At 66.6% G+C, this 26,106-nt stretch carries 28 protein-coding genes; 19 read left to right on the top strand and 9 right to left on the bottom strand.

The genetic code is table 11. The features are described from left to right. Positions 1 to 16: 16 nt before the first annotated feature. Positions 17 to 844 carry an ammonia-dependent NAD(+) synthetase gene (nadE, locus tag ABEA06_RS13150; RefSeq protein WP_345311776.1) on the bottom strand — a complete coding sequence of 276 codons (828 nt, stop codon included), beginning with the start codon at positions 842 to 844 and terminating at the stop codon, positions 17 to 19. Between the two features lie 96 nt (positions 845 to 940). On the opposite strand from nadE, the gene ABEA06_RS13145 reads away from it, so the two are divergent. The 4 genes from ABEA06_RS13145 (at position 941) to ABEA06_RS13130 (ending at position 4,679) form a co-directional block, all read left to right on the top strand. Further along, the gene (locus ABEA06_RS13145; protein WP_345311775.1) at positions 941 to 1,726 is read left to right on the top strand and encodes an enoyl-CoA hydratase; all 786 of its coding nucleotides are present in this window, start codon (positions 941 to 943) and stop codon (positions 1,724 to 1,726) included. 78 nt (positions 1,727 to 1,804) lie between these two features. Continuing rightward, positions 1,805 to 2,206 (top strand): TOBE domain-containing protein, encoded by a 402-nt coding sequence (locus tag ABEA06_RS13140; RefSeq protein WP_303383044.1) that lies wholly within the window; start codon positions 1,805 to 1,807, stop codon positions 2,204 to 2,206. Further along, positions 2,206 to 3,009, top strand: a complete 804-nt coding sequence (gene modA / locus ABEA06_RS13135; protein WP_425559537.1) for a molybdate ABC transporter substrate-binding protein — start codon at positions 2,206 to 2,208, stop codon at positions 3,007 to 3,009. Before ABEA06_RS13140 ends, modA begins: the two co-directional genes overlap by 1 nt. A 65-nt stretch (positions 3,010 to 3,074) precedes the next feature. After that, positions 3,075 to 4,679, top strand: coding sequence for an ABC transporter permease (locus ABEA06_RS13130; protein ID WP_345311773.1), 1,605 nt, complete (start codon positions 3,075 to 3,077; stop codon positions 4,677 to 4,679). 16 nt (positions 4,680 to 4,695) lie between these two features. On the opposite strand, the gene ABEA06_RS13125 is transcribed toward ABEA06_RS13130, so the two are convergent. The 4 genes from ABEA06_RS13125 to ABEA06_RS13110 all read right to left on the bottom strand — a co-directional run bounded on the left by ABEA06_RS13125 (position 4,696) and on the right by ABEA06_RS13110 (position 8,129). After that, a complete protein-coding gene (locus ABEA06_RS13125) occupies positions 4,696 to 4,902 on the bottom strand; it encodes a helix-turn-helix domain-containing protein (RefSeq protein ID WP_312397477.1) in 207 nt (68 codons plus the stop codon). Further along, positions 4,902 to 5,381 carry a DUF2975 domain-containing protein gene (locus ABEA06_RS13120; protein WP_345311772.1) on the bottom strand — a complete coding sequence of 160 codons (480 nt, stop codon included), beginning with the start codon at positions 5,379 to 5,381 and terminating at the stop codon, positions 4,902 to 4,904. The genes ABEA06_RS13125 and ABEA06_RS13120 overlap by 1 nt, the downstream gene beginning before the upstream one ends. 94 nt (positions 5,382 to 5,475) lie before the next feature. Next, complete coding sequence (locus ABEA06_RS13115; RefSeq protein ID WP_345311771.1) at positions 5,476 to 7,080, bottom strand: ABC transporter permease; 1,605 nt, start codon at positions 7,078 to 7,080, stop codon at positions 5,476 to 5,478. Beyond that, complete coding sequence (locus ABEA06_RS13110) at positions 7,077 to 8,129, bottom strand: ABC transporter ATP-binding protein (protein ID WP_345311770.1); 1,053 nt, start codon at positions 8,127 to 8,129, stop codon at positions 7,077 to 7,079. The genes ABEA06_RS13115 and ABEA06_RS13110 overlap by 4 nt, the downstream gene beginning before the upstream one ends. Before the next feature lie 114 nt (positions 8,130 to 8,243). Here ABEA06_RS13110 and ABEA06_RS13105 point away from each other — a divergent pair, with 114 nt between their 5' ends. After that, positions 8,244 to 8,645: a RidA family protein gene (locus tag ABEA06_RS13105; protein ID WP_345311769.1), complete on the top strand. Its 402-nt coding sequence runs from the start codon at positions 8,244 to 8,246 to the stop codon at positions 8,643 to 8,645. A gap of 25 nt (positions 8,646 to 8,670) precedes the next feature. On the opposite strand, the gene ABEA06_RS13100 is transcribed toward ABEA06_RS13105, so the two are convergent. After that, entirely contained in the window at positions 8,671 to 10,581 is a 1,911-nt protein-coding gene (locus ABEA06_RS13100; protein WP_345311768.1) for an AMP-binding protein, read from the bottom strand. A gap of 166 nt (positions 10,582 to 10,747) precedes the next feature. Between ABEA06_RS13100 and ABEA06_RS13095 the strand changes: the two genes are divergently transcribed. Beyond that, on the top strand, positions 10,748 to 11,422 hold the full coding sequence (locus ABEA06_RS13095; protein WP_345311767.1) for an SDR family NAD(P)-dependent oxidoreductase: 675 nt from the start codon (positions 10,748 to 10,750) through the stop codon (positions 11,420 to 11,422). Between the two features lie 206 nt (positions 11,423 to 11,628). On the opposite strand, the gene ABEA06_RS13090 is transcribed toward ABEA06_RS13095, so the two are convergent. Further along, on the bottom strand, positions 11,629 to 12,549 hold the full coding sequence (locus ABEA06_RS13090; RefSeq protein ID WP_186368786.1) for an NADP-dependent oxidoreductase: 921 nt from the start codon (positions 12,547 to 12,549) through the stop codon (positions 11,629 to 11,631). 432 nt (positions 12,550 to 12,981) lie between these two features. Here ABEA06_RS13090 and ABEA06_RS13085 point away from each other — a divergent pair, with 432 nt between their 5' ends. From ABEA06_RS13085 to ABEA06_RS13030, 12 genes are all read left to right on the top strand, one after another. Further along, positions 12,982 to 13,560 (top strand): hypothetical protein, encoded by a 579-nt coding sequence (locus ABEA06_RS13085; RefSeq protein ID WP_345311766.1) that lies wholly within the window; start codon positions 12,982 to 12,984, stop codon positions 13,558 to 13,560. Further along, the gene (locus ABEA06_RS13080; protein WP_345311765.1) at positions 13,511 to 14,356 is read left to right on the top strand and encodes an agmatine deiminase family protein; all 846 of its coding nucleotides are present in this window, start codon (positions 13,511 to 13,513) and stop codon (positions 14,354 to 14,356) included. The genes ABEA06_RS13085 and ABEA06_RS13080 overlap by 50 nt, the downstream gene beginning before the upstream one ends. 11 nt (positions 14,357 to 14,367) lie before the next feature. Then, positions 14,368 to 14,991 carry a thymidine kinase gene (locus ABEA06_RS13075; RefSeq protein WP_035960877.1) on the top strand — a complete coding sequence of 208 codons (624 nt, stop codon included), beginning with the start codon at positions 14,368 to 14,370 and terminating at the stop codon, positions 14,989 to 14,991. A 30-nt stretch (positions 14,992 to 15,021) separates the two neighbouring features. Further along, positions 15,022 to 15,603, top strand: a complete 582-nt coding sequence (pyrE, locus tag ABEA06_RS13070; protein WP_345311764.1) for an orotate phosphoribosyltransferase — start codon at positions 15,022 to 15,024, stop codon at positions 15,601 to 15,603. Beyond that, entirely contained in the window at positions 15,596 to 16,246 is a 651-nt protein-coding gene (locus ABEA06_RS13065; RefSeq protein ID WP_345311763.1) for a TrmH family RNA methyltransferase, read from the top strand. Before pyrE ends, ABEA06_RS13065 begins: the two co-directional genes overlap by 8 nt. 66 nt (positions 16,247 to 16,312) lie before the next feature. Continuing rightward, entirely contained in the window at positions 16,313 to 16,951 is a 639-nt protein-coding gene (locus tag ABEA06_RS13060) for a TetR/AcrR family transcriptional regulator (protein ID WP_345311762.1), read from the top strand. Next, positions 16,948 to 17,640: a VC0807 family protein gene (locus ABEA06_RS13055; RefSeq protein WP_345311761.1), complete on the top strand. Its 693-nt coding sequence runs from the start codon at positions 16,948 to 16,950 to the stop codon at positions 17,638 to 17,640. The genes ABEA06_RS13060 and ABEA06_RS13055 overlap by 4 nt, the downstream gene beginning before the upstream one ends. Before the next feature lie 89 nt (positions 17,641 to 17,729). Continuing rightward, positions 17,730 to 17,996, top strand: coding sequence for a hypothetical protein (locus tag ABEA06_RS13050; RefSeq protein WP_345311760.1), 267 nt, complete (start codon positions 17,730 to 17,732; stop codon positions 17,994 to 17,996). A gap of 99 nt (positions 17,997 to 18,095) precedes the next feature. After that, complete coding sequence (gene fbaA, locus ABEA06_RS13045) at positions 18,096 to 19,118, top strand: class II fructose-bisphosphate aldolase (RefSeq protein WP_345311759.1); 1,023 nt, start codon at positions 18,096 to 18,098, stop codon at positions 19,116 to 19,118. Positions 19,119 to 19,245: 127 nt separating this feature from the next. Further along, positions 19,246 to 20,640 carry an amidohydrolase gene (locus ABEA06_RS13040; protein WP_345311758.1) on the top strand — a complete coding sequence of 465 codons (1,395 nt, stop codon included), beginning with the start codon at positions 19,246 to 19,248 and terminating at the stop codon, positions 20,638 to 20,640. Positions 20,641 to 20,712: 72 nt separating this feature from the next. Further along, positions 20,713 to 22,347, top strand: a complete 1,635-nt coding sequence (locus tag ABEA06_RS13035; RefSeq protein ID WP_345311757.1) for an AbgT family transporter — start codon at positions 20,713 to 20,715, stop codon at positions 22,345 to 22,347. 91 nt (positions 22,348 to 22,438) lie between these two features. Beyond that, the gene (locus ABEA06_RS13030; protein ID WP_345311756.1) at positions 22,439 to 22,861 is read left to right on the top strand and encodes a DUF3151 domain-containing protein; all 423 of its coding nucleotides are present in this window, start codon (positions 22,439 to 22,441) and stop codon (positions 22,859 to 22,861) included. 89 nt (positions 22,862 to 22,950) lie between these two features. On the opposite strand, the gene ABEA06_RS13025 is transcribed toward ABEA06_RS13030, so the two are convergent. Further along, positions 22,951 to 23,325 (bottom strand): hypothetical protein, encoded by a 375-nt coding sequence (locus tag ABEA06_RS13025; RefSeq protein ID WP_345311755.1) that lies wholly within the window; start codon positions 23,323 to 23,325, stop codon positions 22,951 to 22,953. A gap of 219 nt (positions 23,326 to 23,544) precedes the next feature. On the opposite strand from ABEA06_RS13025, the gene ald reads away from it, so the two are divergent. After that, positions 23,545 to 24,633: an alanine dehydrogenase gene (gene ald / locus ABEA06_RS13020; RefSeq protein WP_345311754.1), complete on the top strand. Its 1,089-nt coding sequence runs from the start codon at positions 23,545 to 23,547 to the stop codon at positions 24,631 to 24,633. Positions 24,634 to 24,656: 23 nt separating this feature from the next. On the opposite strand, the gene ABEA06_RS13015 is transcribed toward ald, so the two are convergent. Then, positions 24,657 to 26,066, bottom strand: coding sequence for an amino acid permease (locus tag ABEA06_RS13015; RefSeq protein ID WP_345311753.1), 1,410 nt, complete (start codon positions 26,064 to 26,066; stop codon positions 24,657 to 24,659). Between the last annotated feature and the right edge of the window lie 40 nt (positions 26,067 to 26,106).

Below are 26,106 nucleotides of genomic sequence, written 5' to 3'. Positions count from 1 at the left end.
GGAACGCCCCGGGAGGTTACTCGGAACGCCACCAGTCATCGGCCGGGGTCACGGGCACGGTGCGCTTGTGGCGTGATCTCAGGAAGATGGTTTCCAGCTGCTGCGCGACCTCGGCGGTAATCTCCTGACCCTCCAGGTAGTCGTCGATGTCGTCGTAGGTCAATCCCAGTTCGTCCTCGTCCGTGCGACCCGGATTGTCATCGAGCAGGTCCGCGGTGGGCGCCTTGGAGATCAACAATTCCGGGGCCCGCAGGTATCCGAGCAATTGGCGGTTCTGACGTTTGTTCAGGCCGCCCAACGGCAACAGGTCCGCGCCGCCGTCGCCGAATTTCGTGAAGAATCCCGTGACGGATTCCGCGGCGTGATCCGTGCCGATCACCAGCAGGTTGTTGTCCCCGCCGACGGCGTACTGGGCCGTCATACGCACCCTCGCCTTGGTGTTGCCTCGCGTGAAATCGGTCAGCTTTGATCCGGTGGCCGGTTCGTAAGCCTCCTCGAAACCACGTACGGCCGGAGCGACGTCAAAGGTGATCGTGCGGTCCGGTGCAATGAAGGCGAGAGCGGCCTGGGCATCGTCCTCGTCGTACTGGACGCCGTGGGGCAGACGCATGGCCACGAACTGGGCGTCCTCACCGTCGGCTCGAAGTCTCGTCACGGCCAGCTGGGCCAGCTTGCCGGCCAACGTGGAGTCCACGCCGCCGCTGATCCCCAGAACGAAGCCTCGCGCGCGGGCGGCCCTGAAATAATCACACAGGAAATCCACTCGGCGTTCCACTTCCGTAGCGGGGTCGATCTGCGGTTTCACACCGAGTTCGGAAATGATCTGAGCCTGCAATTCACGCATGCGGATATGGTAACTCCCCAGTGTTTCGCAGGCGTTTCATGTCTGCACCCTCTGCTCCTCAAGGGTGATCAGTGGCCCGCATGAGATGCTAATCACATGAGTGAAAACACCGAGTACGAGACCATTTTGGTGACCCGTGACGCCCGCGTTGGCGTCATCACCTTAAACCGGCCCAAGGCGCTCAATGCTTTGAACGAGCAGACCATGAATGACGTGGTCACCGCCGCCTCCGAGCTCGATCGCGACCCGGACATCGGCGCCATTGTCCTAACCGGTTCCGAGAAGGCGTTTGCCGCGGGTGCTGACATCAAGGAAATGGCTACCAAATCGGCTGCCGAGATGTACCGCGTGGACTTCTTTTCACCCTGGGATGCCTTCGCTCACTTGCGCACCCCCAAGATTGCAGCCGTGGCGGGTTACGCATTGGGTGGTGGTTGCGAATTGGCCATGATGTGCGACCTGATCATCGCCGCGGACACCGCCACGTTCGGTCAGCCCGAGATCAATCTGGGGGTCATCCCCGGAATGGGCGGCACCCAGCGCTTGACGCGCGCGATCGGTAAGGCCAAGGCCATGGACATGATTCTGACCGCCCGCCAGATGGATGCGGAAGAAGCCGAACGTTCCGGTCTGGTGGCCCGCGTGGTCCCGGCAGACCAGCTTCTGGAGACCGCCAACGACGTCGCTCGCACCATTGCCGGCCTGTCCAAACCCGTTGCCCAGCATGCCGTGGAGTCCGTGAACGCGGCCTACGAAACCACGCTCCAGCAGGGTGTGCAGTACGAACGTCGCGTGTTCCACGGCCTGTTCTCGACCGCGGACCAGAAGGAAGGCATGACCGCCTTCAGCGAGAAGCGCAAGGCGAACTTCACCCACGAATGAGCGAGTCGCCCGCGCCCTGTATCCGCATGTGCGGAGTGCGGGGCAGCAAATGTCTGTAAATGCGGATATTATGGCACCATGACACACATTCGCGTGGCGGACGCCGCGCTGTTCCTGGGCGTCAGTGATGACACCATTCGGCGGTGGATCGATCAGGGAGTCCTGTCCAAACTCAGCGGGCCGTCCGGCCACACCGGGGTGGACGGACTGGAGCTTGCGCAGCTGGCCAAGAAGCAGGCCACCAATCCCAAGGATCCCGCGGTGATCGCGGGTTCGGCGCGCAACCGGCTGGTGGGGCTGGTGACCTCCGTGGTGTCCGATACCGTCATGTCCCAGGTCGAGTTGCAGTGCGGTCCGCATCGCATTGTGTCCTTGATCAGCACCGAAGCGGTTCGGGAACTGAATCTCGAACCCGGATCGGTGGCCACCGCCGTGGTCAAGGCCACGGCGGTGTCGATAGAAACCGCGGCCCAATCATGATGAGCCGGGTGAAGGCTCTCAAGGCCGCCGCGATTACCGCCGTGCTGGGCGCGGTTCTCGCGGGATGCGGATCCCCGAGCAGCGGTGGCGGCAATGCGGGCGGGTCCGCGGCAGCGTCGTCGGACGGGGATCGGACGCTGACCGTCTATGCGGCGGCATCCCTGGCGGACACGTTCGACCAGCTGGGCAAGGATTTCGAGGAAGCCCACCCGGGCACCACGGTGGCGCTCAATTACGGCGGTTCCTCCGGGCTGGCGCAGCAATTGATCGAGGGCGCGCCGGCGGACGTATTCGCATCGGCGGACCAAAAGAACATGACAAAGCTGACGGACGCCCAGCTCAATGACGGTGAGCCCACGATTTTCGCGACCAACACGCTGACCATTGTGGTACCCACGGATAATCCGGCTGACATCACCTCTTTCGACGACCTGCACAAGGACGGGGTCAAGCTGGTCACGTGTGCCCCCGAGGTGCCGTGCGGTTCGGCCACCCAGACCGTTGAGAAGGCCAATGGCGTGACCCTCGAACCCGTCAGCGAGGAGGGTTCCGTCAGCGACGTGCTCGGTAAAGTGACCTCCGGTCAGGCGGACGCCGGGATCGTCTACGTGACCGACGCCAAGTCCGCCGGGGACAAGATCCAGACCGTAGACCTGCCCAAGGCTGACCAGGCCGTCAATGAATACCCGATCGTCAGTCTCAAGGATTCGAAGAACGCGGAGTTGGCCGCCGAGTTCGAGAAGTTCGTCACCGGGCCCCAGGGCGAGGAGGCCCTGCAGAAGGCCGGTTTCGGCGCGCCGTGATCGGCCGAGGTTTCCACAGCGCGCCCCGGTGGGCGGTCGTCCCGGCCGCTCTCGGGGCGCTACTGGTGCTTTTGCCGCTGCTGGGCATGCTCCTGCGGGTGGACTGGGCCCGGCTGCCCGAGCTGCTGACCTCCCAGGCATCGGTCACCGCGTTGCTGCTCACCCTGCGCACGGCGTTCGTTTCCACCCTCCTGTGCCTCGCGCTGGGGTGCCCCTTGGCGCTGGTGCTTGCCCGTTGGCAGGGCCGGTGTCTGGGGCTCCTCCGGTCCCTGGTGCTGTTGCCGCTGGTGTTACCGCCGGTGGTGGGCGGTATCGCCCTGCTGTACACGTTCGGCCGCATGGGGCTGCTGGGTCCGTCACTACGGGTGCTCGGCGTCGATATCGCCTTCACGACCACGGCGGTGGTCCTGGCCCAGACCTTCGTGGCGCTGCCCTTCCTGGTGGTGTCCCTCGAAGGGGCGCTGCGTACCGTGGGCACCCGCTATGAGGAGATCGCCGCGGGCCTCGGGTCGTCCCCCACCCGCACGCTGTGGCGCATCACGCTTCCGCTGGCTGCGCCGGCGCTGTTGTCCGGCGCGGCGCTGTCCTTTGCGCGTTGCCTGGGGGAGTTCGGGGCCACGCTCACGTTCGCCGGCAGTCTGGAGGGGGTCACGCGCACCCTCCCGTTGGAAATTTACCTGCAGCGCGAGGTGGACCCGGACACGGCCGTGGCGCTCTCGTTGTTGCTCGTGGTCGTCGCGCTGCTCGTGGTGAGCCTCAGCGCGCCCTCCCGACGACGCCGCGGCGCCGGGTTCCGCGCCGGGCTCTTCCGGTGGGCGCGTGAGGCGGTTCCGGCCCGGGCCGCCACCCGGTCGGAGGTGCCCGCCGAAGTAGCGGGAGAAGCCACCGACCGGGAGGCCCCGCGCCATCCGGATCTCAGCTCAACAGGACGTGCCTCCTCGAGGGCCGCGGGAGAAGCTGGGCTGGATGCCCACGTGGTTGTTGCGGAGCGAGGAACCGCCGCCGAATTGAGCGTGGAATCCGGACGGACCGTTGCCCTGATCGGGCCCAACGGGGTGGGCAAGTCCACGGTGTTCGCTGTGGTCGCTGGCCTGTTGACCCCGAGCGCGGGACGTGTGCGGGTCGGCGGCCGCAGTGTCGTTGTTGTGGCGGCCGACGAGCGGACGCTGTGGGTTCCGGCCCACAAGCGGGGGGTTGCACTCATGGCGCAGGAGGCGCGGCTGTTCCCGCATCTGAGTGTGCTGGACAACGTGGCATTCGGGATGCGGTGCAAGGGGCTGTCCCGAACGGCGGCGCGGAAGGGGGCCATGGCGTGGCTGCGAGAGGTCGGCGCAGAGCGGTTCTCCCAGCGTAGGCCGGACGAACTGTCCGGCGGGCAGGCGCAGCGGGTCGCGATTGCCAGGGTGCTGGCCGCGGAGCCGGACGTGGTGCTGTTGGACGAGCCTCTCAGCGCCCTGGATGTTACCGCCCGCCCGGAAATCAGGAGCGTACTCAAGCGGGTGCTCACCGACCGGACCGCGGTAATCATCACTCATGACGCGGATGACGTGGCGGAGCTGGCTGATCACGTGGTGCGGTTGGAATCAGTACGGAGTGAGCAGGACGAGGGGATGAGTGGGAGCGGCACCGTTTCGCCCGAACCGCACGGGTTGCGGAACCAGCGGCCATGAAAATCGGCTGTACGGGTCAGTCCTCCTCCCATTCGAGGAGATCCCCGGGCTGACAGTCGAGCACGCGGCACATGGCGTCCAGCGTGGTGAAACGTACCGCTTTGGCGCGACCGTTCTTGAGCACGGCCACGTTGGCGGGGGTCAGGCCCACGCGATCCGCGAATTCGCCAACGCTCATTTTCCGCTTGGCCAGTTCCACGTCGATGCGCACGACGATGGGCATCAGATCACCGCTTCCATGTCGGTGCGCAGAGAGGTGGCCTGGCGGAGGAGCGCCCGCATCACCACCATGAGCAACCCCAGCACGGTGACGCTCGTCAGAACGAGGAACAGCAGGAGGGGCAGCCCGGGATCGTCGGCGTTGAATCCCACCACGAGGAACACGCCAAGCAGCACGGCCCACCCCGCGGTAATGGCCCACGTGATGACGTCCACCCATTTCACGGAGGATGGCGTGAAGATGCGGTCACTGCTCACCAGCGTCAGCAACTTCCAAGTGCATACAACCACCACTTGAGCGCACAACACCCAGAACACCGTGATGGCGGTCAGTGGCCACCGCAGGTGCGCCATCTCCGGTGACTCCTGGGCCATGTGGGCGAACTGGCCGGGAAGGGACATGACCTGCAGTAGAAGCAGGACTCCGAAAAGCGCCGCCAAAAAAATTCTGAGGGGCGTGACCGCCCAGCGCTGCGAGAACATGAATTGATTATCATTTGAAAGTTATCGAAAGTTAATAGATCTGGCGGGTTCCCGTTCCTCGTGGGTTCCGTGACGATCGCATCTGTGGGCCTTCTCAACGCCCCGGAACATCGCGGCGTCGGAAGGCCGCGAATGCCAGGGCGACCGCCAGAAGGGCGGCCGTCGTGACCCAGGTGAGGGCAGCGGCGTCGGCGACGGAATCGGTGGCCAGGCGTGCCACGTGATGGAACGGCGAGAGATCGGCAAGCCATGACGGAACGTTCAGGAGCGGCCCCAGGATGGCGATGACCACCACGAAAAGCACCGGCACCCACCCGAGCACGGTGAGGCGGGGTGAGAGCGCGTAGACCAGCGCGGCAATGGACGTGAGCAGGGCCAGGGACGGAAGGTACGTGGCCCAGGTCAGCAGGAGATCCGAGTACACGGAGTCGAGCGTGAGCACAGCGTCCGTGGTGGCGGCCAGGACCAGGGTGCTCAGAAACAAGACCGTGGCGGACACGATAAGAGCCAGTGCCCACCAGCCCAGCAGCCACCGCATCCGGGCGATGGGAAGTGACAACACCAGTTCGGTGCGAGTTTCCGTCTCCTCGCCGTGGAGCCGGGACACCAGGGCCACGGCGAGGGCCGCGGCACCGCATGCCAAGGTGGTCATGGCGAGATCCAGATAGCCCTGAACGGCGCGGTCCGAGCCACCCATGAGCGCCTGGTAGGACGGCGGGAGGTCCCCGAACGAATCGCGCATGGACGGCGCCAAGGTTCCGTAGGTCACGGCCAGGAGCACCAGGGCAATCAACCATGTGAGGCTGGAGGTTCGGGTGAGCCGGAGCCCGAGGCCCAGCGGCCCGCGCAGGTATCCGACGGCGTGGGCTCGCCCGGAGCGTTGCGGCAGCAGCCCGGCATCCAGGTCGCGGCGCGACTGCAGGGTCATTGCGGCCAGGGTGAGCACCAGGGAGAGCCCCACGGCCGGCAGGAGCGGCCACCAGCGTAGCTCCACAAAGGCGCGCGTCTGCATCGCCCAGGCAATGGGCGAGAACCACGAGATCCAACTGCCGTGCATCTCCATGATGTCGCCGACCCCGCGTACGACCACCGCCGCCCCCAGCACCGCGAGTCCGAGCCCCATGGCCCCGCGGGGAGTGGAGGACAACTGCGCGCACAGCAATCCCACCGCGCCGAAGACCAATACCTGCAGGCCGATCCCCGCGCCGTAGGCCACGCTGTCCCGAACGGGCAGCTCCAGGGTGAGCATCGATCCGGCGCACACCACCATGATCAAGGCGGCGGTGATGATCAGCATGAGTGTTGCCGCCGCCGGCGCTGCGTGACGCCCCACCCGGGTGGATCGCAATAACTCGATGCGCCCTGCGGACTCCTCGCCCCGCGTGTGCCGCACGGCCATCTGCAGGGCCATGATCGCGACGGCCACCACAATGAACAACGTGTATTCATTGGCCATCATGGCACCCACGGTGTAGTCGTCCAGGCCGTACCCGGGTCCGCCCAGGAAGATGCCACTCGGTTGGCCCATGAGGGTGGCGCGCACCTGGCGTTCGGCGGGGCTCGAAAAGACTTGCGCGAGCTCTTGCCCGCCCCCGGCCAGCAGCAGCCCCACGGCAATGAGCCACACGGGCAGGCGGATGCGGTCACGTTTCAGGGCCAACCGCAGCAGGGCGGCCGTGCCGTGCAGTTCGCGTGTCATGGCGCGCCCGGTTCCGCACGGTAGTGGCGCATGAACAACTCTTCGAGTGAAGCGGGGGCAACGTTGAGTTGTCGCACGTGCAGAGTGTGCAAGCCCGGGAGGAGATCCTGCAGGGCGGTGGGTTCCACCTGGCCGGTGATGTGGAAGCCCTCCGCCATCTCGTGCACCTGCAGATGGTGCAGGCCGATAGCGTTATCGAGCAGCGCGGGATCGTGGGCCGTGATCACATCAATGGTCACCCGGGTGAGGTGACGCATTTCCTCCAGGCGCCCCTGCTCGACCACGGTGCCCTCGCGGATGATGGCCACGGTGTCGCAGAGCTGTTCCACCTCGGAGAGGATGTGGCTGGACAACAGCACAGACACCCCGTCTGCACGGCGCCGCCGAACAACCTCCTGGAACTCACGTTCCATGAGCGGATCCAACCCGGAGGTGGGCTCGTCCAGGACCAACAACTGCGCATCCGAGGCGAGCGCGGCGATCAGGGCCACCTTCTGCCGGTTGCCCTTGGAATACGCCCGCGACTTCTTGCGGGGGTCCAGTTGAAACCGCTCGGTCAGTTCCGCCACCGCCCCCTGTCGCGTACCACCGCGCATCCGGCACAGCAGGTCGATGCATTCCCCACCGGTCAGCCCGGGCCACAGGTTCACATCACCGGGCACATAGGCCAGGTGTCGATGGGCCTCCACCGCGTCACCCCAGGCCTGTCGACCGAGCACGGTCGCGGTCCCGGAGTCCGCGCGCAGCAACCCCAACAGGATCCGAATGGTCGTCGACTTTCCCGAGCCGTTGGGACCCAGGAACCCCGCGATCACACCGCGTGGAATCTGCAGATCCACGCCGTTGAGCACGTGCGCCTTCCCGAAGGACTTGTGCACGCCCCGCAGGTCAACGGCCAGCTCGGCGGGGTCCGCCGGTTCGACGGTTCGCGACTTTTCGCTGCCGCCGACGCCGCCGACGCCGCGCTCGCCGTGCCCCGCGCGCTCACCCGGCGGGGCGGCGTCGTCAATCGAAGTAGTGGGTGCTCGGTGACGGGGATGGGAAGGCATGATGCACGGCCTCTGCGGAACGGTTCACGAAACGTGATACCTCTATGTTGCACCCGTCACGGGGGTTTGGGAGGGTTGGGGCGATTTTATCTTTCGTCTTCTACAGGAGTGCTCATGACCCGCCGCCAGAGAATCATGCCCGCAGTGCTGCCCTCCCACGTTGCGGACAACAAAGCCTACTCGTACGGCGTGCTGGACGGGGACACGCTGCACGTATCCGGCATGGTCGCGTTCGCCCCGGACGGTTCCTACGTGGGCGAGGGCGACATCACCGCCCAGGCCACGCAGGTCTTCGACAACCTGCGTGCCGTGGTCGTTGAGGCCGGCGGCACCCTGGAGGACGTGGTCTCCACGACCACCTATCTCGCCTCCGCGGACTACGCGGTCGCGGTGGGCGAGGTGCGCAAGACGTACTTCACCGGCGACGTCCCGCCCACTTCCACGGTGGTGGTCGCCCCCATGGCGCGCGAGCAGTTCATGGTCGAGGTCTCCGCGATCGCGCGGATCCCCGAGTAGGGACGACGCCGCCGCCCGGACGCCGCTACTTGCCCCGCAGCGACGGGAAGTCGGTGTCCGCGTATTCCACGTGCTCACCCGCTGGTGCGGCACCGGCCGCCGGATGCAACCGGGACTCACGGTCACGCAGTTCCACGCGACGAATCTTGCCCGAAATGGTCTTGGGTAATTCGAAGAACTCCAGTCGCCGAACGCGTTTGTACGCGGCCAGGTTCACGCGGCAGTGGTGCAGGATGCTCTCGGCGGTTTCCGCATCCGGTGCGTGGCCGTTGCCGAGGACCACGTACGCCTTGGGCACGGCCAGCCGGATGGGGTCCGGTGACGGCACCACGGCCACCTCGACCACGGCCGGGTGTTCAATGACCACGGACTCCAGCTCGAACGGGGAGAGCCGGTAGTCGGAGGCCTTGAACACGTCGTCGGCGCGGCCCACGTAGGTGAAGATCCCGTCCGCATCCTGGGACACCACGTCACCGGTGTGGTAGACGCCGTTGCGGAAGGCCTCGGCGGTCTTCTCCGGATCCCCGTGATACCCCGGGGTCAAGCTGATGGGTCGGGGATCCAGGCGCAAACACAACTCGCCCTCGTCGGTGCGTTCCTCACCCGTGGCGGTGTCGATGAGCACGGTCTCGTAACCGGGTAGCGCGCGACCCATGGCGCCGGGTTTGACCTGCATGCCCGGGGTGTTGGCGATCTGCAGCGAGGATTCGGTCTGGCCGTAGCCGTCGCGGATGTCCGTGCCCCAGGCGCTCTTGACCCGGGAGATGATTTCCGGATTCAGCGGCTCACCGGCGGAAACCGTTTTCTGCGGCGGGTTCTTCAGGTGGCTCAGGTCGGACTGGATGAGCATGCGCCACACGGTGGGCGGCGCGCAGAAGGAAGTCACGCCCTCGCGGTCCATCTGGTCCATCAGGGCAACCGCGCCGAAGCGCGAGTAGTTGTAGAGGAACACCGTGGCACCCGCAATGAATGGGGCGAAGAAGTTCGACCACGCGTGCTTGCCCCACCCCGGGGAAGCCACATTCAGGTGCACGTCCCCGGGTTCCAGGCCGATCCAGTACATGGTGGACAGATGACCCACGGGGTAGGTGACGTTGGTGTGCTCCACGAGTTTCGGCAGGGACGTGGTCCCAGAGGTGAAGTACAACAGCAGCGGGTCATCCGCGGGAGAGGGCTCGGTCACCTCGAACTCCTCGGGACCCGCGAAGGAGTCCCGGTAGTCGATCACGGGGTGCTCCCCGATCTTCCGCGGGCTCGGTTCTTCACCCTCGCCCGACGACGCCGCAGTCCCTGCTTCCGGCGCTCCCGCAGCGTCGTCGCTGGCAGCAGCGGGCGACGGCGTGGCGTCGTCGTGCCCAGCGGAGGACGCGAAGACCGACGGTGCGGAACGGGGACGGTGATCGGGCTGATCGGGAACCTCGATGATCGTGAAGTCCCCGGGGACGTCCTCGAACTTCAGGGCGTTCGTGTGGGACGTGACCACCCAGGCCGCCCGGCCGCGCTCCACGCGGTCCTGCAGATCGGCGGGCCCGAGCATCACGGCCGTGGGGATCATGGGTGCGCCCAGTTTGGTGCACGCAAGCATGGTTTCCCACAACTCCACCTGGTTGCCGAGCATGAGGATGACCCGGTCACCGCGGCGCACGCCCCGCGAGCGCAACCATCTGGCCAGCTGCGACGAGCGCCGGGACAGCTGCGCGTACGTGCGGCGGGTTTCGGTGCCGTCCTCCTCCACGATCACGAGGGCCTCGCGGTCCGCGTCCTCGCCGTTGCCCAGGACGTCGAACCAGTCCAGGGCGAAGTTGAAATACTCGAACCGGGGCCACTCGAACTCGCGGTGTGCGGCGTCCAGGTCGGTGCGTAGGCGCAGCAGCTGGTCCCGTGCGGCGCGGAACCGCTGCGTGACGGAGTGTTCTGAGGCGGTGGTCTCGCTCATGGGATCCTCGCTGCGACGTGTGCGGATCCCCGGCCCGTCCACGGGAGGGCGGCCCGGCGCGCCGGTGGTGCTCGCGCCTCGAACCGGGGGTGGCTAGTTCCTCAAATTTACTGCACCGCACCGGGGCGTCGTCGCTGGTCGCGCGCTGACCGGGGCCTGCCGGCTCATGGGGCCCGTCGACCTGCGCGCACCGGAGCCGTACAATCGGGCGGAGAAAGCGACGAACGGCGTGCAATACGTGTCCGCGGACGTCACCGACGAGGACCAGGTGCGGGCCGCCGTGGCCACCGCCGCGGACGTGGCGCCGTTGCGCACCGTGGTCAATTGCGCGGGCATCGGGACCTCCGCGCGCGTGGTGGGCAAGAACGGCGTACACGACCTCGCGTTGTTCGAGCGCGTGGTGCGGATCAACCTGGTGGGCACGTTCACGGTCCTCGCGCTCGCCGCGGAGGTCATGACCGCGCAGGAGCCCGTGGATGAGGCTGGTCAACGCGGCGTCATCATCAACACCGCCTCCGTGGCTGCCTTCGAGGGACAGATCGGCCAGGCCGCGTACGCCGCGTCCAAGGGCGGTGTGCATTCGATGACGATCGCCGCGGCGCGTGACCTCTCCTCCCGCGGGGTGCGCGTGATGACGATCGCCCCCGGGATCGTGGACACCCCCATGCTCGGTCGGGTGAGCGAGGAGTTCCGCAGCGCCCTAGCGGAGTCCGTCCCCTTCCCGCACCGCCTTGCCCGCCCGGACGAGTACGCCCAGCTCGCGGGGATGATCGTGGAGCACGACTACCTCAACGGGGAGACCATCCGCATGGACGGCGCCCTGCGCATGGCGCCGCGTTGATCCTCGCTGCCGCGCGCCTGTCCTGTCCCGGCCACGCAGCCACGGGCGACGACACCGCACGGCCCCGCACATGACGATGCCTCGTCACGGTCCACCCGTGACGAGGCATCGTCGTGATGGGGTCAGAGCTCCGTGGCCCCGGCCTGCGCGAAAGGCCCCGGGAGTCGCCCCGCTGAGGTCGAGACGTCCCCGGGGCGTTCCGCGGATCAGTCGACCGTGAGCACGATCTTGCCCACGGCGTGGCCCTCCTGGCTGGCGGTGAATGCGTCCGGCAGCTGCGCGAGCGGGAAGGTGCGGTCCACGCGGACGGTGAGCTTGCCGTCGTCGGCCAGGCGAGCGAGCTCGGTGAGCTGCTCTGCGTCCGGAGAGACCCACATGTAGCTCCCGCCGTGCTCCTCCACCTCGGGGTCCGCGATGGAGGCGTGCTGGCCGCCGTCCGCGAGCACGGCGACGGAGTCCTCCACCACGCCGCCCACGAAGTCCACGACGATGTCCACACCGTTCGGGGCAAGCTCCTTGACGCGCTCCACGAGACCGTCCCCGTACTCCACGGGCTCCGCGCCGAGCTCACGCACGTAGTCGTGGTTCTTGGTCGATGCGGTGCCGATCACCCGCGCGCCGAACGCCTTGGCGATCTGCACGCCCATGCTCCCCACACCACCGGAGGCCGCGTGGATCAGCACGGTCTTGCCCTCCGCGAGACCCAGTCGGGTGAGCACCTGGTACGCGGTGAGTCCCGCGAGCGGCAGCCCTCCGGCCTGTTCCCAGGAAAGACTCTTCGGCTTGGGGGCGAGTGCGCGCACGGGGACCGAGACGTACTGGGCAAACGTGCCGCCGTGGATCCAGTCCTTGCGGGCGTAGGCGATCACCTCATCGCCCTCGGAGACGCTGGGGGTGTCGAAGCCCTTGCCCACGACGACGCCCGCGACGTCCCAGCCGGGGGCCGCTGGGAACTGGACGGTCATCATGGGATCCAGCCCGCCGGACATGACCTTCCAGTCCACCGGGTTGATGCCCGCGGCCTTGACCTTCACCAGGACCTCGCCGGGGCCCACCTTGGGCATGGGCTGGTCGGTGAGCTCCAGCACGGAGGTGTCGCCGTACTGCTGATATGTCTGCGCCTTCATTGTGGTCATGTCTGTCTCAACAGCCCCGGGCGGGGACCTTATTCCATGCCGCAGCAAGGTCTGTCATTCCGGACCGGCCCCTGGGTGCCGGCGGCCACCCTCAACCCCCGCCGCAGCACGTGCGCCATGGCGTCCAGTCCTCCACCGAGGAGATCACGGACCGCGGCTACCTGATGCAGGCCGTCTCGCCCCGCCGGGGGTCATGGTGGTCGAGACGATCGTCGTCGCCGCGCTGCACGGCGCCTACGGCGGCCTCACGTAGGTGGCCGGGGCGAACTCGCGCGGCGTGGCCGTCTTCCTGGTCCTGTGGCCGTGGGGCGGCGTCGTCGTGCCTCTACCGGGCGCGTGCAGGAGCGCTGAGGCCAGGGGCCAGGGGTGCGCGGCCTGACCCGCTCCGCAGGGTGAGCCGCAGCACCCCCTGGGCGTGGAATGGTGGACCCTGGGAAGAAACGACTTGTCGCCGAGTGGGAGCCCGCGCTCGGGGCCTTCGTCACCTGGCCCGCGGCGTTGCCGGGTACCCTGTTGCGAGACCTCGCGCTGGACGCACACCTGTGGGTCCTCGTCACGGACGCCGCCTCGGAGACCGACGCCGCCGCGTGGTTCGCGTCCCAGGGCGTCTCCCCGGACCGGGTCACGTTCGTCCGTGCGCCGCAGGGCGACGACGCCGTGTGGGTGCGCGACTGGGGCCCGCACCCCGTGATGGACGAGCATGGTCAGCTGTGGTGCGTGGGCCCGCGGTACGTCTACGCCACTCCGTTCACCGCCCACGAGCCGGGCGCGCCCCTGGAGACTGCAGACCGCGAGCCCCTCGCCGCGCTCGAGTACGAGCCCGTGGACCAGCGTGCCCAGCCCGCGCTCGCCCGGGCGCTGGGGCTGCCGTTCGAGAAGCTCCCGCACGCCTTCACGGGCGACAACGTGCTCTCGGACGGCCACGACCTGCTCAATCAACACCGAGGTGCTCGTGGCGGAGAACAGGTTCGACGGTGCCACGTGGGACGAGGTGCGCCATGACGCCCCCGCGGCCACGGGCATGGGTGAGCACGTGGTGCTGCCCGACTACGAGAACTGGGGCATCCAGCACGCGGACTGCCTGCTCAAGGTCCTGGACGAGGAGCGGCTGCTGGTGCTGCGCCCGCCCGCCGACCACCCGCTGCGGGAGCGGTACGACGCGATCGTCACGGAGCATCTGGAACCGCTGCTCACCCGCTGGGGGCGGCCCTTCGAGATCCTGCGCATGGACACCGGCATCAGCTCTCATGGTGGGCTGGCGCCGTACGTGAACTCGGTGGTGCTCAACAAAGTGGTCTACGTGCCGCGCTACGGCACCCCCGAGGACGAGACCGCCCTGGAGCAGTGGCGCACGGCCATGCCGGGTTACGAGATCCGGGGGTACACGTTCTCCTTCGACAAGGAGTCCCACGCGGTGCGCACCCCCCGCAACACGGGCCCCACCGGCTGGCGGGACGGGGACGTGCTGCACTGTCGCGTGCGCGGGGTGTTCGACCCGAGGATGATGCACGTGTCCGTGCGCCGCCCCGGCCCGGAGAATGCCTCCCTGGTGCGCGTCCGCGCGGAAGGCTGCGGCGGCACCCCGGTGAAGGCGGTGACGCTGCTGAGCCGCCGGGCGGACGACGCGGAGACCACCCGCACGCCCATGCGGGAGACCGCCCTGAACGGCGAGTACACGGCCCACCTGCCGCAGGCCCGGCCTCGGGTGAGATCGAGTACGCGGTCGAGGCGACCTCCGAGGACGGCCGCGTGCAGCGCTGGCCGCGCCCGTCGAAGGCGTGGCTGCGGGCGGCGATAGACTGACCGACCGTGGCCAAGCTCTACTTCCGCTACGGCGCGATGAACTCCGGGAAATCCACGGCGCTGCTCCAGGCCGCCTACAACTACGAGGAGCGCGGGCAGCGCGTGCTGCTCGCCAAACCCCACGTGGACACCAAGGGCGAGGACCAGATCCTCTCCCGGCTGGGTGTCACCCGCACGGTGGACTTCCTGATCCAGCCCGGCGAGAGCGCCATGGGCCTGTTCAAGCGCCACTCCACCGGCGACGACCCGGAGGCCCTGCTCGAGCACGTGGACGCCCAGCCCGTGGCGTGCCTGCTGGTGGACGAGGCGCAGTTCCTGGAGACCGGGCAGGTGGACGACCTGCTACGGATCGCCGTGCTGCTGGACGTGCCCGTGATGGCCTACGGCATCCGCACCGACTTCCGTACCCGTTCCTTCCCCGGCTCCGAGCGGCTCATGGAGCTCGCCCACACCTTGGAGGAGCTCAAGACCATCTGCCGCTGCGGACGCAAGGCCCTGTTCAACACGCGGAAGGTGGGCGACGACTTCGTGTTCGAGGGGGACCAGGTGGCCATCGACGGCGTGGCCGTCACCTACGAGTCCCTGTGCGCGGCGTGCTACCTGCGAGAATCCGGCGGCAGGCTGGGCTGAGGGGTTAGCCCCGACACGTAAACTGCCCGTATGAGCACCGACTTCTCTCCCGTGGACCTGGCCACCGCCCGTGAGCGCCTGCGCGAACTGATCAAGGACCTCGCCGTGGTGCGGGGCAAGGTCACGCTGGCCAGCGGCATCGAAGCGGACTACTACGTGGACCTGCGACGGGTCACGCTGCACCACGAGGCGTCCCGCTACGTGGGCCAGGTGATGCTGGGCCTGCTGGACGAGGCGGGCATCGAGTTCGACGCCGCCGGTGGCCTCACCATGGGCGCGGACCCGGTGGGCCACGCGATCATGCGCACCGCCGGGGACCAGAACCGGGCCGTCGACACGTTCGTGGTGCGCAAGGCCCAGAAGTCCTACGGCATGGGCCGCCAGGTGGAGGGCCCCAGCGTGGTGGGCCGCAACGTGGTGGTCGTGGAGGACACCTCCACCACGGGCGGTTCCGCGCTCACTGCGGTGGAGGCGCTGCAGAAGGCGGGCGCCAACGTGGTGGCCGTGGCCGTGATCGTCGATCGCCGCACCGGCGCCAAGGAACGCATCGAAGATTATGCCGGAGTGCCCTGCCTGTACGCATTCTCGAAGGATGAGCTGGGGCTTGACTGACCCGGCCACCACTTCGGAAAACAATGTTGAACACGTGGTGGGCGTGGGCCCATGGGAAGGTCCGTGGCCGGAAGGCGATCACTGGGACCGTGAGTTGCTCGAGAACGGGGACCGCCGCAATGTCGCGGACGGTTACCGCTACTGGGCCATGGACGCGATCATCGCAGACCTGGACACGCGGCGTCATGAATTCCACGTGGCTGTGGAGAACTGGGAACACGACTTCAACATCGGTTCCGTGGTGCGCACCGCCAACGCGTTCCTAGCGCGCGAGGTCCACATTGTCGGACGACGCCGCTGGAATCGTCGCGGGGCCATGGTCACCGACCGCTATCAGCACGTCCGCCATCACCCCTCCGTGCCGGAGTTCCTGAAATGGGCGCGCTCGGAAGGGCTGCCGGTCCTGGCCATCGACAATGTTCCCGGTTCGGTACTGCTTGAAACCTATGACCTGCCCAAGAAATGCGTCCTGGTGTTCGGGCAGGAGGGCCCGGGGGTGTCCCCGGAGGTCATCGAGGCAGCGGATGCGGTGCTGGCCATTGAACAGTTCGGTTCCACTCGCTCCATTAATGCGGGCGCAGCGGCGGCGGTGGCGATGCACGCGTGGATCCGTCGGCATGTATTCGACCAACGCGTGAACTGAAGGAAAACGGCTCGGGGTGTGAGCACCCCTCTATCCGCATCTGACCGATCGGTCTATGATCAGACCATGCGGTCAAACAGTGTGCAGGCAGGCCAGGTTCCCACCTTCACCGAGTCGGCTCGGCGGACCCAGATCATGAACTGTGCCATTGAAGTGTTGGCGGAGTCCGGGTACTCGGGCGCATCCCTTGCGGAAATCGCGCGGCGGGCGGGGATCAGCAAGAGCGTGGTGCTGTACTACTTCTCCGGCAAGGACGACCTGCTGGCCAGCGTGGTCTCCGACGTGTACGGAAGAGCCGGGCAGGCCATTGCGGAGTCGCTGTCCCGTCACGTGAGTCCCGGCGACAAAATTGCGGCCTACGTGCGCACCAACCTGCACTTCCTGGAAGAGCACGCGGCCGAAATTCACGCCGTGGTGGAGATCGTCTCCAACGCACGCGGTGCGGACGGCACCCACAGTTTTGCTCCGCAGGGCGAAGACCCGGTGCTGGCTCACCTTGAGCAACTCTTGCGGGACGGTCAGGACAGCGGGGACTTCCGGACGTTCGACGCGCACCACCTGGCCATCATCATCAGGAGCGCGATCGACACCGTCTCCGGGCGGTTGGTCGTTGACCCATCCTTCGACCTGGCCGCATATACCCGCGAACTCCTTGCCGTGGTGGAGCTTGCGACAGTTACACACCGAACCGAGGATTCATCATGAAACGCGTTGCGAAACCGCCGCCGGTAGATCCGCTGCCAGCTCCCGATCAGCCTCCGCCCGTTCCGGCCAAGCCGCCCCCGGATCACCGCAAGAGAGCCGTGGCCGGGATGATCGGTATCGATCTGGTTCTACCTTTCGCCATCTACTACGGGTTGCGGTTGGCGGGCGCTGATCCGTGGTTGGCCCTCATGCTCGGTGCCGTGGGGCCGCTGGTGCGCATCGCCGTCACCACCGCCCGCTCCCGCCGAATCGACCGACTGGGTGTCTTCACACTCAGTATCCTGGCCATCGGAACGGCCGTAGGAATGTTCAGCGCCGACCCGCGGCTTCTCCTGGCACGCGAAAGCTGGCTCACCGCGCTCATCGGCTTCTGGATCTTGATCTCACTGGCCGGCCAACGCCCCGTCTTGTTCCAAGCCACCATCGCCGTGATGCCGACCGACGCCACTGCCCAGTGGGAACACGACTGGGACACCAACCCGTTCTTCCGGAAAGTCTTCCGCATCATGACCCTCGCCTGGGGGCTCGCCTTCATCCTGGACGCGGGGGCTCGTGTGATCATGGCCTACACCCTGCCCATCGACGTGGTGCCCCTCGCAAGCATCGGCCTGCTGTTGGCCATGCTCTTCGCGATCGTTTACGGCACCAAGTTCTATGCTGGGCGCAGACTGGCGGCAAACGAGTCGTAACCGCGGAACTTCAGCCCCGCGGTGGATGTGCCGACCCACAGTGCCAGCGGATGATCGTTGTACAAGAACATCGATCAAAGGGGAACCCCGTGAGCCAGTTCGTGGTCATCGTCGAAGCCGATTTCCGGAGCAGCAACTTGAACTACCGGATTCGCCGCTCGAACCCGCTGCCACACCAAGATGCCCAGGCGCTGTTCGACCGTGTGCTGCGCGGGGAAGAGGAAGATCTGTTAAAGCCCAAGAAGGACAGCCTGCTGGTTCGGACAGCGGAGAACCAGGTGTGCCGTTTCTGGACCTCGATGACCGGGAGCCAATCCATGGACCGGATCACGCTGGCAGAAGTGATTTCCCAGTGACTCCCACGACAGTGTGAATCGCCCGTCCACTAGACTTGAGACCAGGCCCACAGGCCACGGTTCAACCGTGCATCGGGAATCCAGTAGAAGGAGCACTTCATGCCCATCGCAACCCCTGACGTTTACGCCGAGATGATTGACCGGGCCAAGGAAAAGGGCTTTGCCTACCCGGCCATCAACGTGACCTCGTCCCAGACCCTCAACGCCGCGATTCGTGGCTTCGCCGAGGCGGGTTCGGACGGCATTATCCAGGCATCCACCGGAGGCGCCGCCTATTGGTCCGGTTCCTCCGTCAAGGACATGGTGACCGGTTCGCTGGCCATGGCGGCGTTCGCCCGCGAGGTCGCCAAGAACTACGACGTCAACATTGCACTGCACACCGACCACTGCCCCCAGGACAAGCTGGAAGGCTTTGTGCTGCCGCTGTTGGCCGAGTCCGAGAAGGCCGTGGCCCGCGGCGAGGACCCCATTTTCCAGTCCCACATGTGGGACGGCTCCGCCATCGAGCTGGATGAGAACCTCAAGATCGCTCAGGAGCTGTTGGAGCGCACCCACAAGGCCAAGATCATTCTCGAGGTCGAGATCGGTGCCGTGGGTGGCGAGGAGGACGGCGTCGAGGCCGAAATCAACGACAAGCTCTACACCACCGTCGAGGACGGCCTGAAGACCATTGAGGCGCTGGGTGCCGGTGAGAAGGGCCGCTACATCACCGCGCTGACCTTCGGCAACGTGCACGGCGTGTACAAGCCGGGCGGGGTCAAGTTGCGCCCCGAGCTGCTCCAGCAGATCCAGCAGGAAGTGGGACAGAAGATCGGTAAGGACCGCCCGTTCGACCTGGTCTTCCACGGCGGTTCCGGTTCCTCGCCCCAGGAGATCGCTGACGCGGTGTCCTACGGTGTGATCAAGATGAACGTGGACACCGACACCCAGTACGCCTTCACCCGCCCCGTGGCCGGCTTCATGCTGCAGAACTACGACGGCGTCCTGAAGATCGACGGCGAGGTCGGTAACAAGAAGAAGTACGACCCCCGCGTGTGGGGTGCCGAGGCCGAGGCCGGCATGGCCGCCCGCGTGGTCGAGGCCTGCCAGGACCTCGGGTCCGCAGGTACCTCCATCAAGTAATTCTCGTTTCACACAACGCGGTGCCCGCGCGTTCGCGCGCGGGCACCGCGTTGTTTAACGGCCGACGACGCCGCCGCGCCGCCTCCTTCCCGCCCGTGATCCGCATCACTTGTTACGCTGCCTAAGCATGGGAACCAGCCACGCAGACCACGAGATTCCTGACCGATCCTTCCGCGATCCGACAGTCAGCCCGGAACCGTCACGCGCGTACTTGGCGCAACTCGAGCGCGACACCGAGCGCCGCAAGAACAAGCTGGAGCATCATCTGGCAGATCATGCGGGTGCGGCGGACGAGCTGCACGGGCGTCTCGAGTTCCTGGTCGATGGCCAGGCCACCGACCTGAATCGCGTGCTGCATGAACTGCACGAGCACCCCGAAACGGCGTTTCAGGAACACTTTGCCGTTCAACGAATCCTCGCTCACCTGAAAGCCCACGACATTCCCGCGGAGAACCCCGCCTTCGGGCTGGCCACCGCCATCCGCGCGGAGATCGCCTCAGAAGACTTCGATCCGCAACGCCACCGCACCATCGCGGTCATGTCCGAGTACGACGCCCTGCCCGGCATCGGTCACGGCTGCGGCCACAACGTGATCGCCGTGACCGGACTGGGCGCATTCGTGGCACTCGCCGGACTCATCCGCGAGAACCCCGCCGCTTTTTCCGGTCGCGTTGTGTACCTGGGCACCCCCGCGGAGGAGGGCGAGGGCGGCAAGGAGATCATGGCCCGGGCCGGTGCCTTGGAAGGGATCGACGCGGCCGCCATGGTGCACTCCTACGTCACCGACCTCGTGGACCGGGTGTGGCTCGGCCGGCGCCAATGCACGGTGCGCTACCGCGGTCGGGCGGCCCATGCGTCCTCGCACCCCTTCATGGGGCGCAATGCTCTCGACGCCGCCGTGCTCGCCTACCAGGGGTTAGGGTTGCTGCGGCAGCAGACACCACCGACCGACCGTGTCCACGCCGTGCTGCCCGAGGGCGGGGAGCGGCCGAACATCATCACCGAAACCGCCACCCTGGACCTGTACGTGCGCTCCCAGCACCCGGAAACGCTCAAGGCGCTCTCGGAACGCGTCACCGACATTCTGCAGGGTGCGGCCCTGATGGCCGGTGTGGGTGTGGAGATCGACTGGGACTCTTCGCCGGCCACGCTGCCCGTATTGGGTAACTCGCCGCTGTCCGATCGCTGGGTCCTGGCCCAGCGGCGTCGTGGGCGCGATCCGTACCCGGCGGGCACGGTCTCCGAGGTGCTGGCCGCATCCACGGACTTCGGCAACGTCAGCTACCGCATCCCGGGCATCCACCCGCTCATCAGCATCACGGACCGGGACACGGGCCTGCACACCCGCGATTTCGCGGCCGCGGCGGCGACCCCGCTCGCCGAGAGCGCCGGGGTGGACGGCGCCTACGGCCTGGCCGCGGTAGCCCTCGACTACCTGGTCGACGACGTTCTCGCTCAGCACGTCACTGAAGACTTTCAGGCCAACGGCGGCGGCGTAGCCGTGGAGCGCTACTTCGACTGAGCCGGATTCGACCGGCCACCCTCTGAGACGACCCACCCACCTCTGACCGTGACCGATCACCATGGAGCACACATGAGCGCCACCGCGACCACGAAATCGAGTCTGGGCGACAGGCTCCTCACGGGCATCGAACGGGTCGGCAACAAACTGCCGGAGCCGTTCGCCCTGTTCGCGATCCTGTTCCTGATCACCGCAATCGTGTCCACGGCCATGGCCTGGGGCAACGTGATCGTCACGGTTCCGGGTACCGATGAGCCGCTGGCCATCAAGGGACTGTTCACCGGTGAGGGCATTGCGTGGTTCACCTCCACCCTGGGTGAGAACTACATCGGCTTCCCCCCGCTGGTCACGGTGGCGACCATCCTGTTGGCCATTGGTATCGCGGAGAAATCCGGGTTCCTGGCCGCCGCCATCCGGTACACGATCGGTAGCGCGCCGCGCTGGTTGCTGCCCTACACCGTGGGTTTCGTGGGCGTGGTCAGCTCCATCATGGCCGACTCCGCGTTCGTGGTGATCCCGCCGCTGGCCGCGCTGGCCTTCAAGGCGGCGGGGCGGCACCCGGTGGCCGGACTGTTGGGTGGTTTTGCCTCGGCGGGTGCGGGGTACTCGACCAATATCTTCCCGACGTCGCTCGACGCCCTGTTCGCGGGCATCACCAACGCCGTGATCCCCACGGTGCCGGCGCTGGCGGAGAACGCGACCGAGGTCAATCCGATCTCCAATTACTACTTCAACATTGCCTCGGCGCTGGTCCTCTCCGCGATTGCCGGCTGGGTGATCGACAAGGTTGTGGAACCCCGGGTGGAACGCGCCAGGGTTTCTCGGGAAGAGGTCAACCCGGAGACGGCACAGCTGATGACCGACACCCGGTCCATGCGCATCGTGGGTGATGAGCAGACCGTCGCGGAGTCCCAGGAGCCCAAGACGGAGGCGGCGCTGTCCCCGCGGGAGAAGAAGGCGCTGGTCTGGGCGTGCGTGGCCTTTGTGCTCATTGCCGTGGTGCTGACCGTGTTTTCGCTGGTGCCCAATTCGCCGTGGCGCAACGAAGAGGGCAACTTTCTCCCGGCGTCCCCGCTGTTGGGCTCCATTGTGTTCATCATCTTTGTGTTCTTCTCCGTGAGCGGCTACGTCTACGGCCGCATCGCGGGTTCCATCCGGGGTTTCAAGGACGTTCCGGTCATGATGGGTGAAGCGCTCAAGGACATGACCTCGTTCCTGGTGTTGGCGTTCATCCTGGGCCAGTTCATAGCCCTGTTCAACTGGTCGGGCATTGGCTCGTGGATCGCCGTGACCGGTGCGACCGGGCTGCAGAACGTGGGCGTGACCGGATTCCCCGTGATCATCGGCTTCATCATCCTGTGTTCACTGCTGAACCTGTTCATCATTTCCGGTTCGTCCATGTGGACCCTGATGGCCGCCGTCTTCGTGCCGATGTTCGGCATCCTGGGGTTCGAGCCCGCCTTCATCCAGGCGGCCTTCCGCGTGGGCGACTCCGCAACCCAGGTGATGACCCCGCTCAACCCGTACATGGTGGTGCTGTTGGCCATGCTGCGTAAGTACGAACCCGAGGCAGGCCTGGGTACGGTCATGGCGCGCATGATCCCGTTCGTGGTGCCCTTCTGGGTCGCCTGGACGATCATTCTCATGGTCTTCTACTTCTTCAACCTGCCGCTGGGTCCGGGCGTGGGGATCATGATCGAGCAGTAAGTCACGCCCGGCGCGAAAGGCCGCGAGCGGCGGGGTCCGCTGTGCGTACAGTGGGCAGCAGACACCGTGACGATCGTGGAAAGGAACCACCGTGGCACTCATTGGCAAGAACCTCCTGGACGGACCCGAGCCCACCTACCTGGAGGAGAACCCACAGCTGACCGCGCGCTTCGACGCCGGGGACGAGGCCGAGGACCTCGCGGCCGCGTTCCCCAAGGAGCAACTGCCGTGGGCCATCCTCGCGGAGGAAGCGCTCGCCGACGGCCGCACGCTGGAGGGCTACGCGTACGCTCGCGTGGGTTACCACCGCGGCCTGGATGCGCTGCGCGGTCACGGCTGGAAGGGCCACGGCCCGGTGCCTTACTCCCACGAACCGAACCGCGGATTCCTGCGTGCACTGGCCGCGCTGGGCAAGGCCGCCGGGCAGATCGGTGAAATGGACGAGGCCGCGCGCATCGAGAAGTTCCTGGGCGACTCCGACCCGGAGGCCGCGGGACAAATCGCCCAGCGCTAGATGCACTAACCGGGGACGTTGCTCACGCGTGAGAAGGGACTGCTGTATGGGCGGGTGACCTCTCGTTGAGTGAGTCCGAACGAGCGGCGTCAGCGCACTCGGCTGATCGTGAAGTCCAGGGAGTTGTCACCGATGGCTCGACACAGCAGCGAACTGTCTCCGATCGAGATCGTTTGTCCCTGCTCGCAGGAGAAGGTGCCGCCCTCGGTGCCGCCGGCGGAAAAGGTGGCCGATCCCTCCGCGCTCGCGGTCTCGAGGCGGAAACGGTCCGGGATGTTGCCGAGCATCGGGCCGGAGACGGGGAAGGGGAGGTCATTGAACTTGTTACCTGACACCGAGATCTCACAGCTGCGTTGCGTGGTGTCGGTTGAGCACCTCTCGGACCACCTGTCCACCTGACAGCCGGCGAGGACTGTGGTGACCAGACCGATGACCAACAGCGATGCGGTGAAGGGGGTGCGCACGGGACCCACCCAACCAGAGATTCCTTCGGGGGTCCAGCGGGACTCCCTGCGTCTTTTTCACAAATGATCAACGTCTGCGAGCAGTGCCGCTAGAGCCGGCCCTGTGTCGCCGATCACTGTCCAGCATGCACAATGGAGGAACACCCCCGGGGTTCGACGCCGAGCCTTGAGCGCACCAGCCTGGCTCGCGCGCCCCGCTGACGGCAGGAGCACAACAGCATGCGAATTTCGGTTCCCCGCGAAGTCAAACTCGAAGAAGCACGTGTCGGACTCACTCCGGCAATGGCCACGGCGCTGACGGGCCTGGGCCACGAAGTACTCGTGGAGCGCGGCGCCGGTGAGGGTTCAGGGTTCAACGACGTCGCCTACGAGGCCGCAGGGGCCCGCATCGTCGGTGTCGATGACGCCTGGAATCACGCGGACATGGTGGTCAAGGTCAAGGAGCCGATTGCGCAGGAATACGGTTATTTGCGCGAGGACCTCACACTGTTCACGTATCTGCACCTGGCCGCCAGCCGGGAACTGACCGAGGCGTTGCTCACTAGCGGCACCACCGGCATTGCGTACGAGACGGTTCGCGTGGGACGCACGTTGCCGTTGCTGCGGCCCATGTCCGAAATCGCCGGGAGGCTGTCAATCGGCGCCGCAACCCGCTACATGTTGCATCACGAGGGCGGGCCCGGAATTCTCATGGGCCGCGTCCCGGGTGTGGTTCCGCCGGTGGTGTTGGTCATCGGCGGTGGCACGGTGGGCGAGCACGCGGCACGTGCCGCCATAGGTCTTGGTGCGGACGTCACCGTGCTGGACGCCAGCGGCGACCGCATCCGAGAGCTCGATCTCATGCTGCCGGGCGCGCGAATCCTCATGAGTGACCCCCATCGGATCGAGGAAGAACTGCCCAGGGCGGACGTGGTGGTGGGTGCCGTGCTGATCCCCGGCGCCGCTGCCCCCAAGCTGGTGCGGCGAGAGCACCTGAAACTCCTCAAACCCCACGCACTTTTGGTGGATGTGGCCGTTGACCAGGGCGGTTGCTTTGAAACAACCCGTCCCACAAGCTACGACGACCCAACGTATTACGTTGACGGCATGCGTCACTATTGCGTGGCGAACATGCCCGGAGCGGTTCCCGTCACCGCAACACAGGCACTGACCAATGCCACCATGCCGTACGTGCTCAGGCTGGCCGGTGGCGTCGACCAGGCGCTGGCAAGTGATCCGGGATTGGCCGAGGGGCTGTCCACGTTCCGGGGCGTGCTGCGCTCACCGGGTGTGGCGGCCACGTTCCCGGACCTCCCCGCGGAGCTCTAGCCGGGCGCCGGGTGGCCGGAGCGTCAGGTGCGGGGAGCGGCGTCGTCCGCGGAGACCGAACCCACCCGCGGCTTGATCAAGACCTTGCAGGCCAGGGCGATCAGGCACACCAGGATGAACGTGGCGATCAGCTGGAACCGGACCGCGGAATCGAGCAGGCCCAGGATGATGATCGCGGCGAGCAGCGCGAGCGCGAAGTAGGACAACCACGGGAAGAGCCACATCTTGAGCGGTGACTCAACACCGGCGCGGTCCGCGCGTTTACGCAGGATGATCTGAGAGATCAGCGCAAGACCCCAGACCACCAGGCACGTGGAGCCGATCACGTTGAGCATGATGTTCAGGATGGTTTCGGGCCACAGGTAGTTCAGCACCACCGCAATGAAGCCGAACAGCACCGAGGTCACCACGGCGGCGCGGGGTACTCCGCGCATGGAGGTGGCGGCCAGGGCATTGGGGGCGGAACCACGCCGGGCCAGCGAGTAAAGCATGCGCGAGCTGCCGTACACGTTGGCGTTGAGCGCGGACAACAGCGCCAGGATGATCACGATATTCATGAGAACGTCCGCACCGGGGATGCCCGCCACATTCAACACCGCCACGAACGGGCTGGACGAGAGTTCGGTGTTGTTCCACGGCAGCACCAGAACCATCACGGTCACGGCGCCCACGTAGAAGACCAGGATGCGGACCAGGATGGTGCGAATGGCGGCGGCCACATTGCGCTGGGGGTCTTCGGTCTCGGCGGCGGCAATGGTGACCAGCTCCGTGCCGCCGAACGCGAAGATCACCACCAGCAGTGCCGCCGCGACGCCCGTGATGCCGTTGGGCATGAACCCGCCGTGCTCGGTGAGGTTACTCAAACCGGGGGATGGTGCGGGGAGCACGCCGATCAGCAGGAGCACGCCCACGGCCAGGAACGCGACCACCGCGGCGACCTTCAGCAGGGCGAACCAGAACTCGGTTTCACCCAGCGTGCCCACGCGCACCAAGTTGATGGCGGTGAAGATCGCCATGAAGATCAGGGCCCACACCCACTGGGGCAGGGATGGCCACATCTCGGTGACCAGTTGGGCGGCAGCCGTGGCTTCCGCGGCGACCACCACCACGATCTGAGCCCACCACAACCAGCCGAGCGCGCGGCCAATGGTGGGGCCCATGGCCTTGCCGGCGTAGGTGGAGAACGCGCCGGAGGAAGGATCCGCCGCGGCCATCTCGCCCAGCGCGCGCATGACCAGCACGAGTAGGAGGCATGCCACCAGGTAGGAGATCAGCACCGCGGGACCCGCAGTTTGGATGGCGGCGCCCGTTCCCACGAACAGGCCGGTGCCGATCGCGGAACCCAGGGCCATCATCACCAGGTGGCGCGGTTTGAGGTAGCTGCCCTGCGCCTTCTGAGCGTGCTGGGTAGTGCTGTGGGGAGTGTGCTCCACGGGTCCCTCGTGCCGAGTGCTGCCGCCCGTCCCCTGTGCT

The sequence above is a fragment of the Kocuria gwangalliensis genome (genome assembly GCF_039544365.1).
GTDB classification, from domain to species: Bacteria; Actinomycetota; Actinomycetes; order Actinomycetales; family Micrococcaceae; genus Kocuria; species Kocuria gwangalliensis.
This window is presented reverse-complemented; position numbering and strand designations above follow the sequence as displayed.

Bases quoted from the DNA above. Each gene is read 5' to 3' on its own strand.
- nadE (WP_345311776.1), bottom strand. From the start codon at position 844: ATGCGTGAATTGCAGGCTCAGATCATTTCCGAACTCGGTGTGAAACCG.
- ABEA06_RS13145 (WP_345311775.1), top strand. From the start codon at position 941: ATGAGTGAAAACACCGAGTACGAGACCATTTTGGTGACCCGTGACGCC.
- ABEA06_RS13140 (WP_303383044.1), top strand. From the start codon at position 1,805: ATGACACACATTCGCGTGGCGGACGCCGCGCTGTTCCTGGGCGTCAGT.
- modA (WP_425559537.1), top strand. From the start codon at position 2,206: ATGAGCCGGGTGAAGGCTCTCAAGGCCGCCGCGATTACCGCCGTGCTG.
- ABEA06_RS13125 (WP_312397477.1), bottom strand. From the start codon at position 4,902: ATGCCCATCGTCGTGCGCATCGACGTGGAACTGGCCAAGCGGAAAATG.
- ABEA06_RS13120 (WP_345311772.1), bottom strand. From the start codon at position 5,381: ATGTTCTCGCAGCGCTGGGCGGTCACGCCCCTCAGAATTTTTTTGGCG.
- ABEA06_RS13115 (WP_345311771.1), bottom strand. From the start codon at position 7,080: ATGACACGCGAACTGCACGGCACGGCCGCCCTGCTGCGGTTGGCCCTG.
- ABEA06_RS13110 (WP_345311770.1), bottom strand. From the start codon at position 8,129: ATGCCTTCCCATCCCCGTCACCGAGCACCCACTACTTCGATTGACGAC.
- ABEA06_RS13105 (WP_345311769.1), top strand. From the start codon at position 8,244: ATGACCCGCCGCCAGAGAATCATGCCCGCAGTGCTGCCCTCCCACGTT.
- ABEA06_RS13100 (WP_345311768.1), bottom strand. From the start codon at position 10,581: ATGAGCGAGACCACCGCCTCAGAACACTCCGTCACGCAGCGGTTCCGC.
- ABEA06_RS13095 (WP_345311767.1), top strand. From the start codon at position 10,748: ATGGGGCCCGTCGACCTGCGCGCACCGGAGCCGTACAATCGGGCGGAG.
- ABEA06_RS13090 (WP_186368786.1), bottom strand. From the start codon at position 12,549: ATGAAGGCGCAGACATATCAGCAGTACGGCGACACCTCCGTGCTGGAG.
- pyrE (WP_345311764.1), top strand. From the start codon at position 15,022: ATGAGCACCGACTTCTCTCCCGTGGACCTGGCCACCGCCCGTGAGCGC.
- ABEA06_RS13060 (WP_345311762.1), top strand. From the start codon at position 16,313: ATGCGGTCAAACAGTGTGCAGGCAGGCCAGGTTCCCACCTTCACCGAG.
- ABEA06_RS13055 (WP_345311761.1), top strand. From the start codon at position 16,948: ATGAAACGCGTTGCGAAACCGCCGCCGGTAGATCCGCTGCCAGCTCCC.
- fbaA (WP_345311759.1), top strand. From the start codon at position 18,096: ATGCCCATCGCAACCCCTGACGTTTACGCCGAGATGATTGACCGGGCC.
- ABEA06_RS13040 (WP_345311758.1), top strand. From the start codon at position 19,246: ATGGGAACCAGCCACGCAGACCACGAGATTCCTGACCGATCCTTCCGC.
- ABEA06_RS13035 (WP_345311757.1), top strand. From the start codon at position 20,713: ATGAGCGCCACCGCGACCACGAAATCGAGTCTGGGCGACAGGCTCCTC.
- ald (WP_345311754.1), top strand. From the start codon at position 23,545: ATGCGAATTTCGGTTCCCCGCGAAGTCAAACTCGAAGAAGCACGTGTC.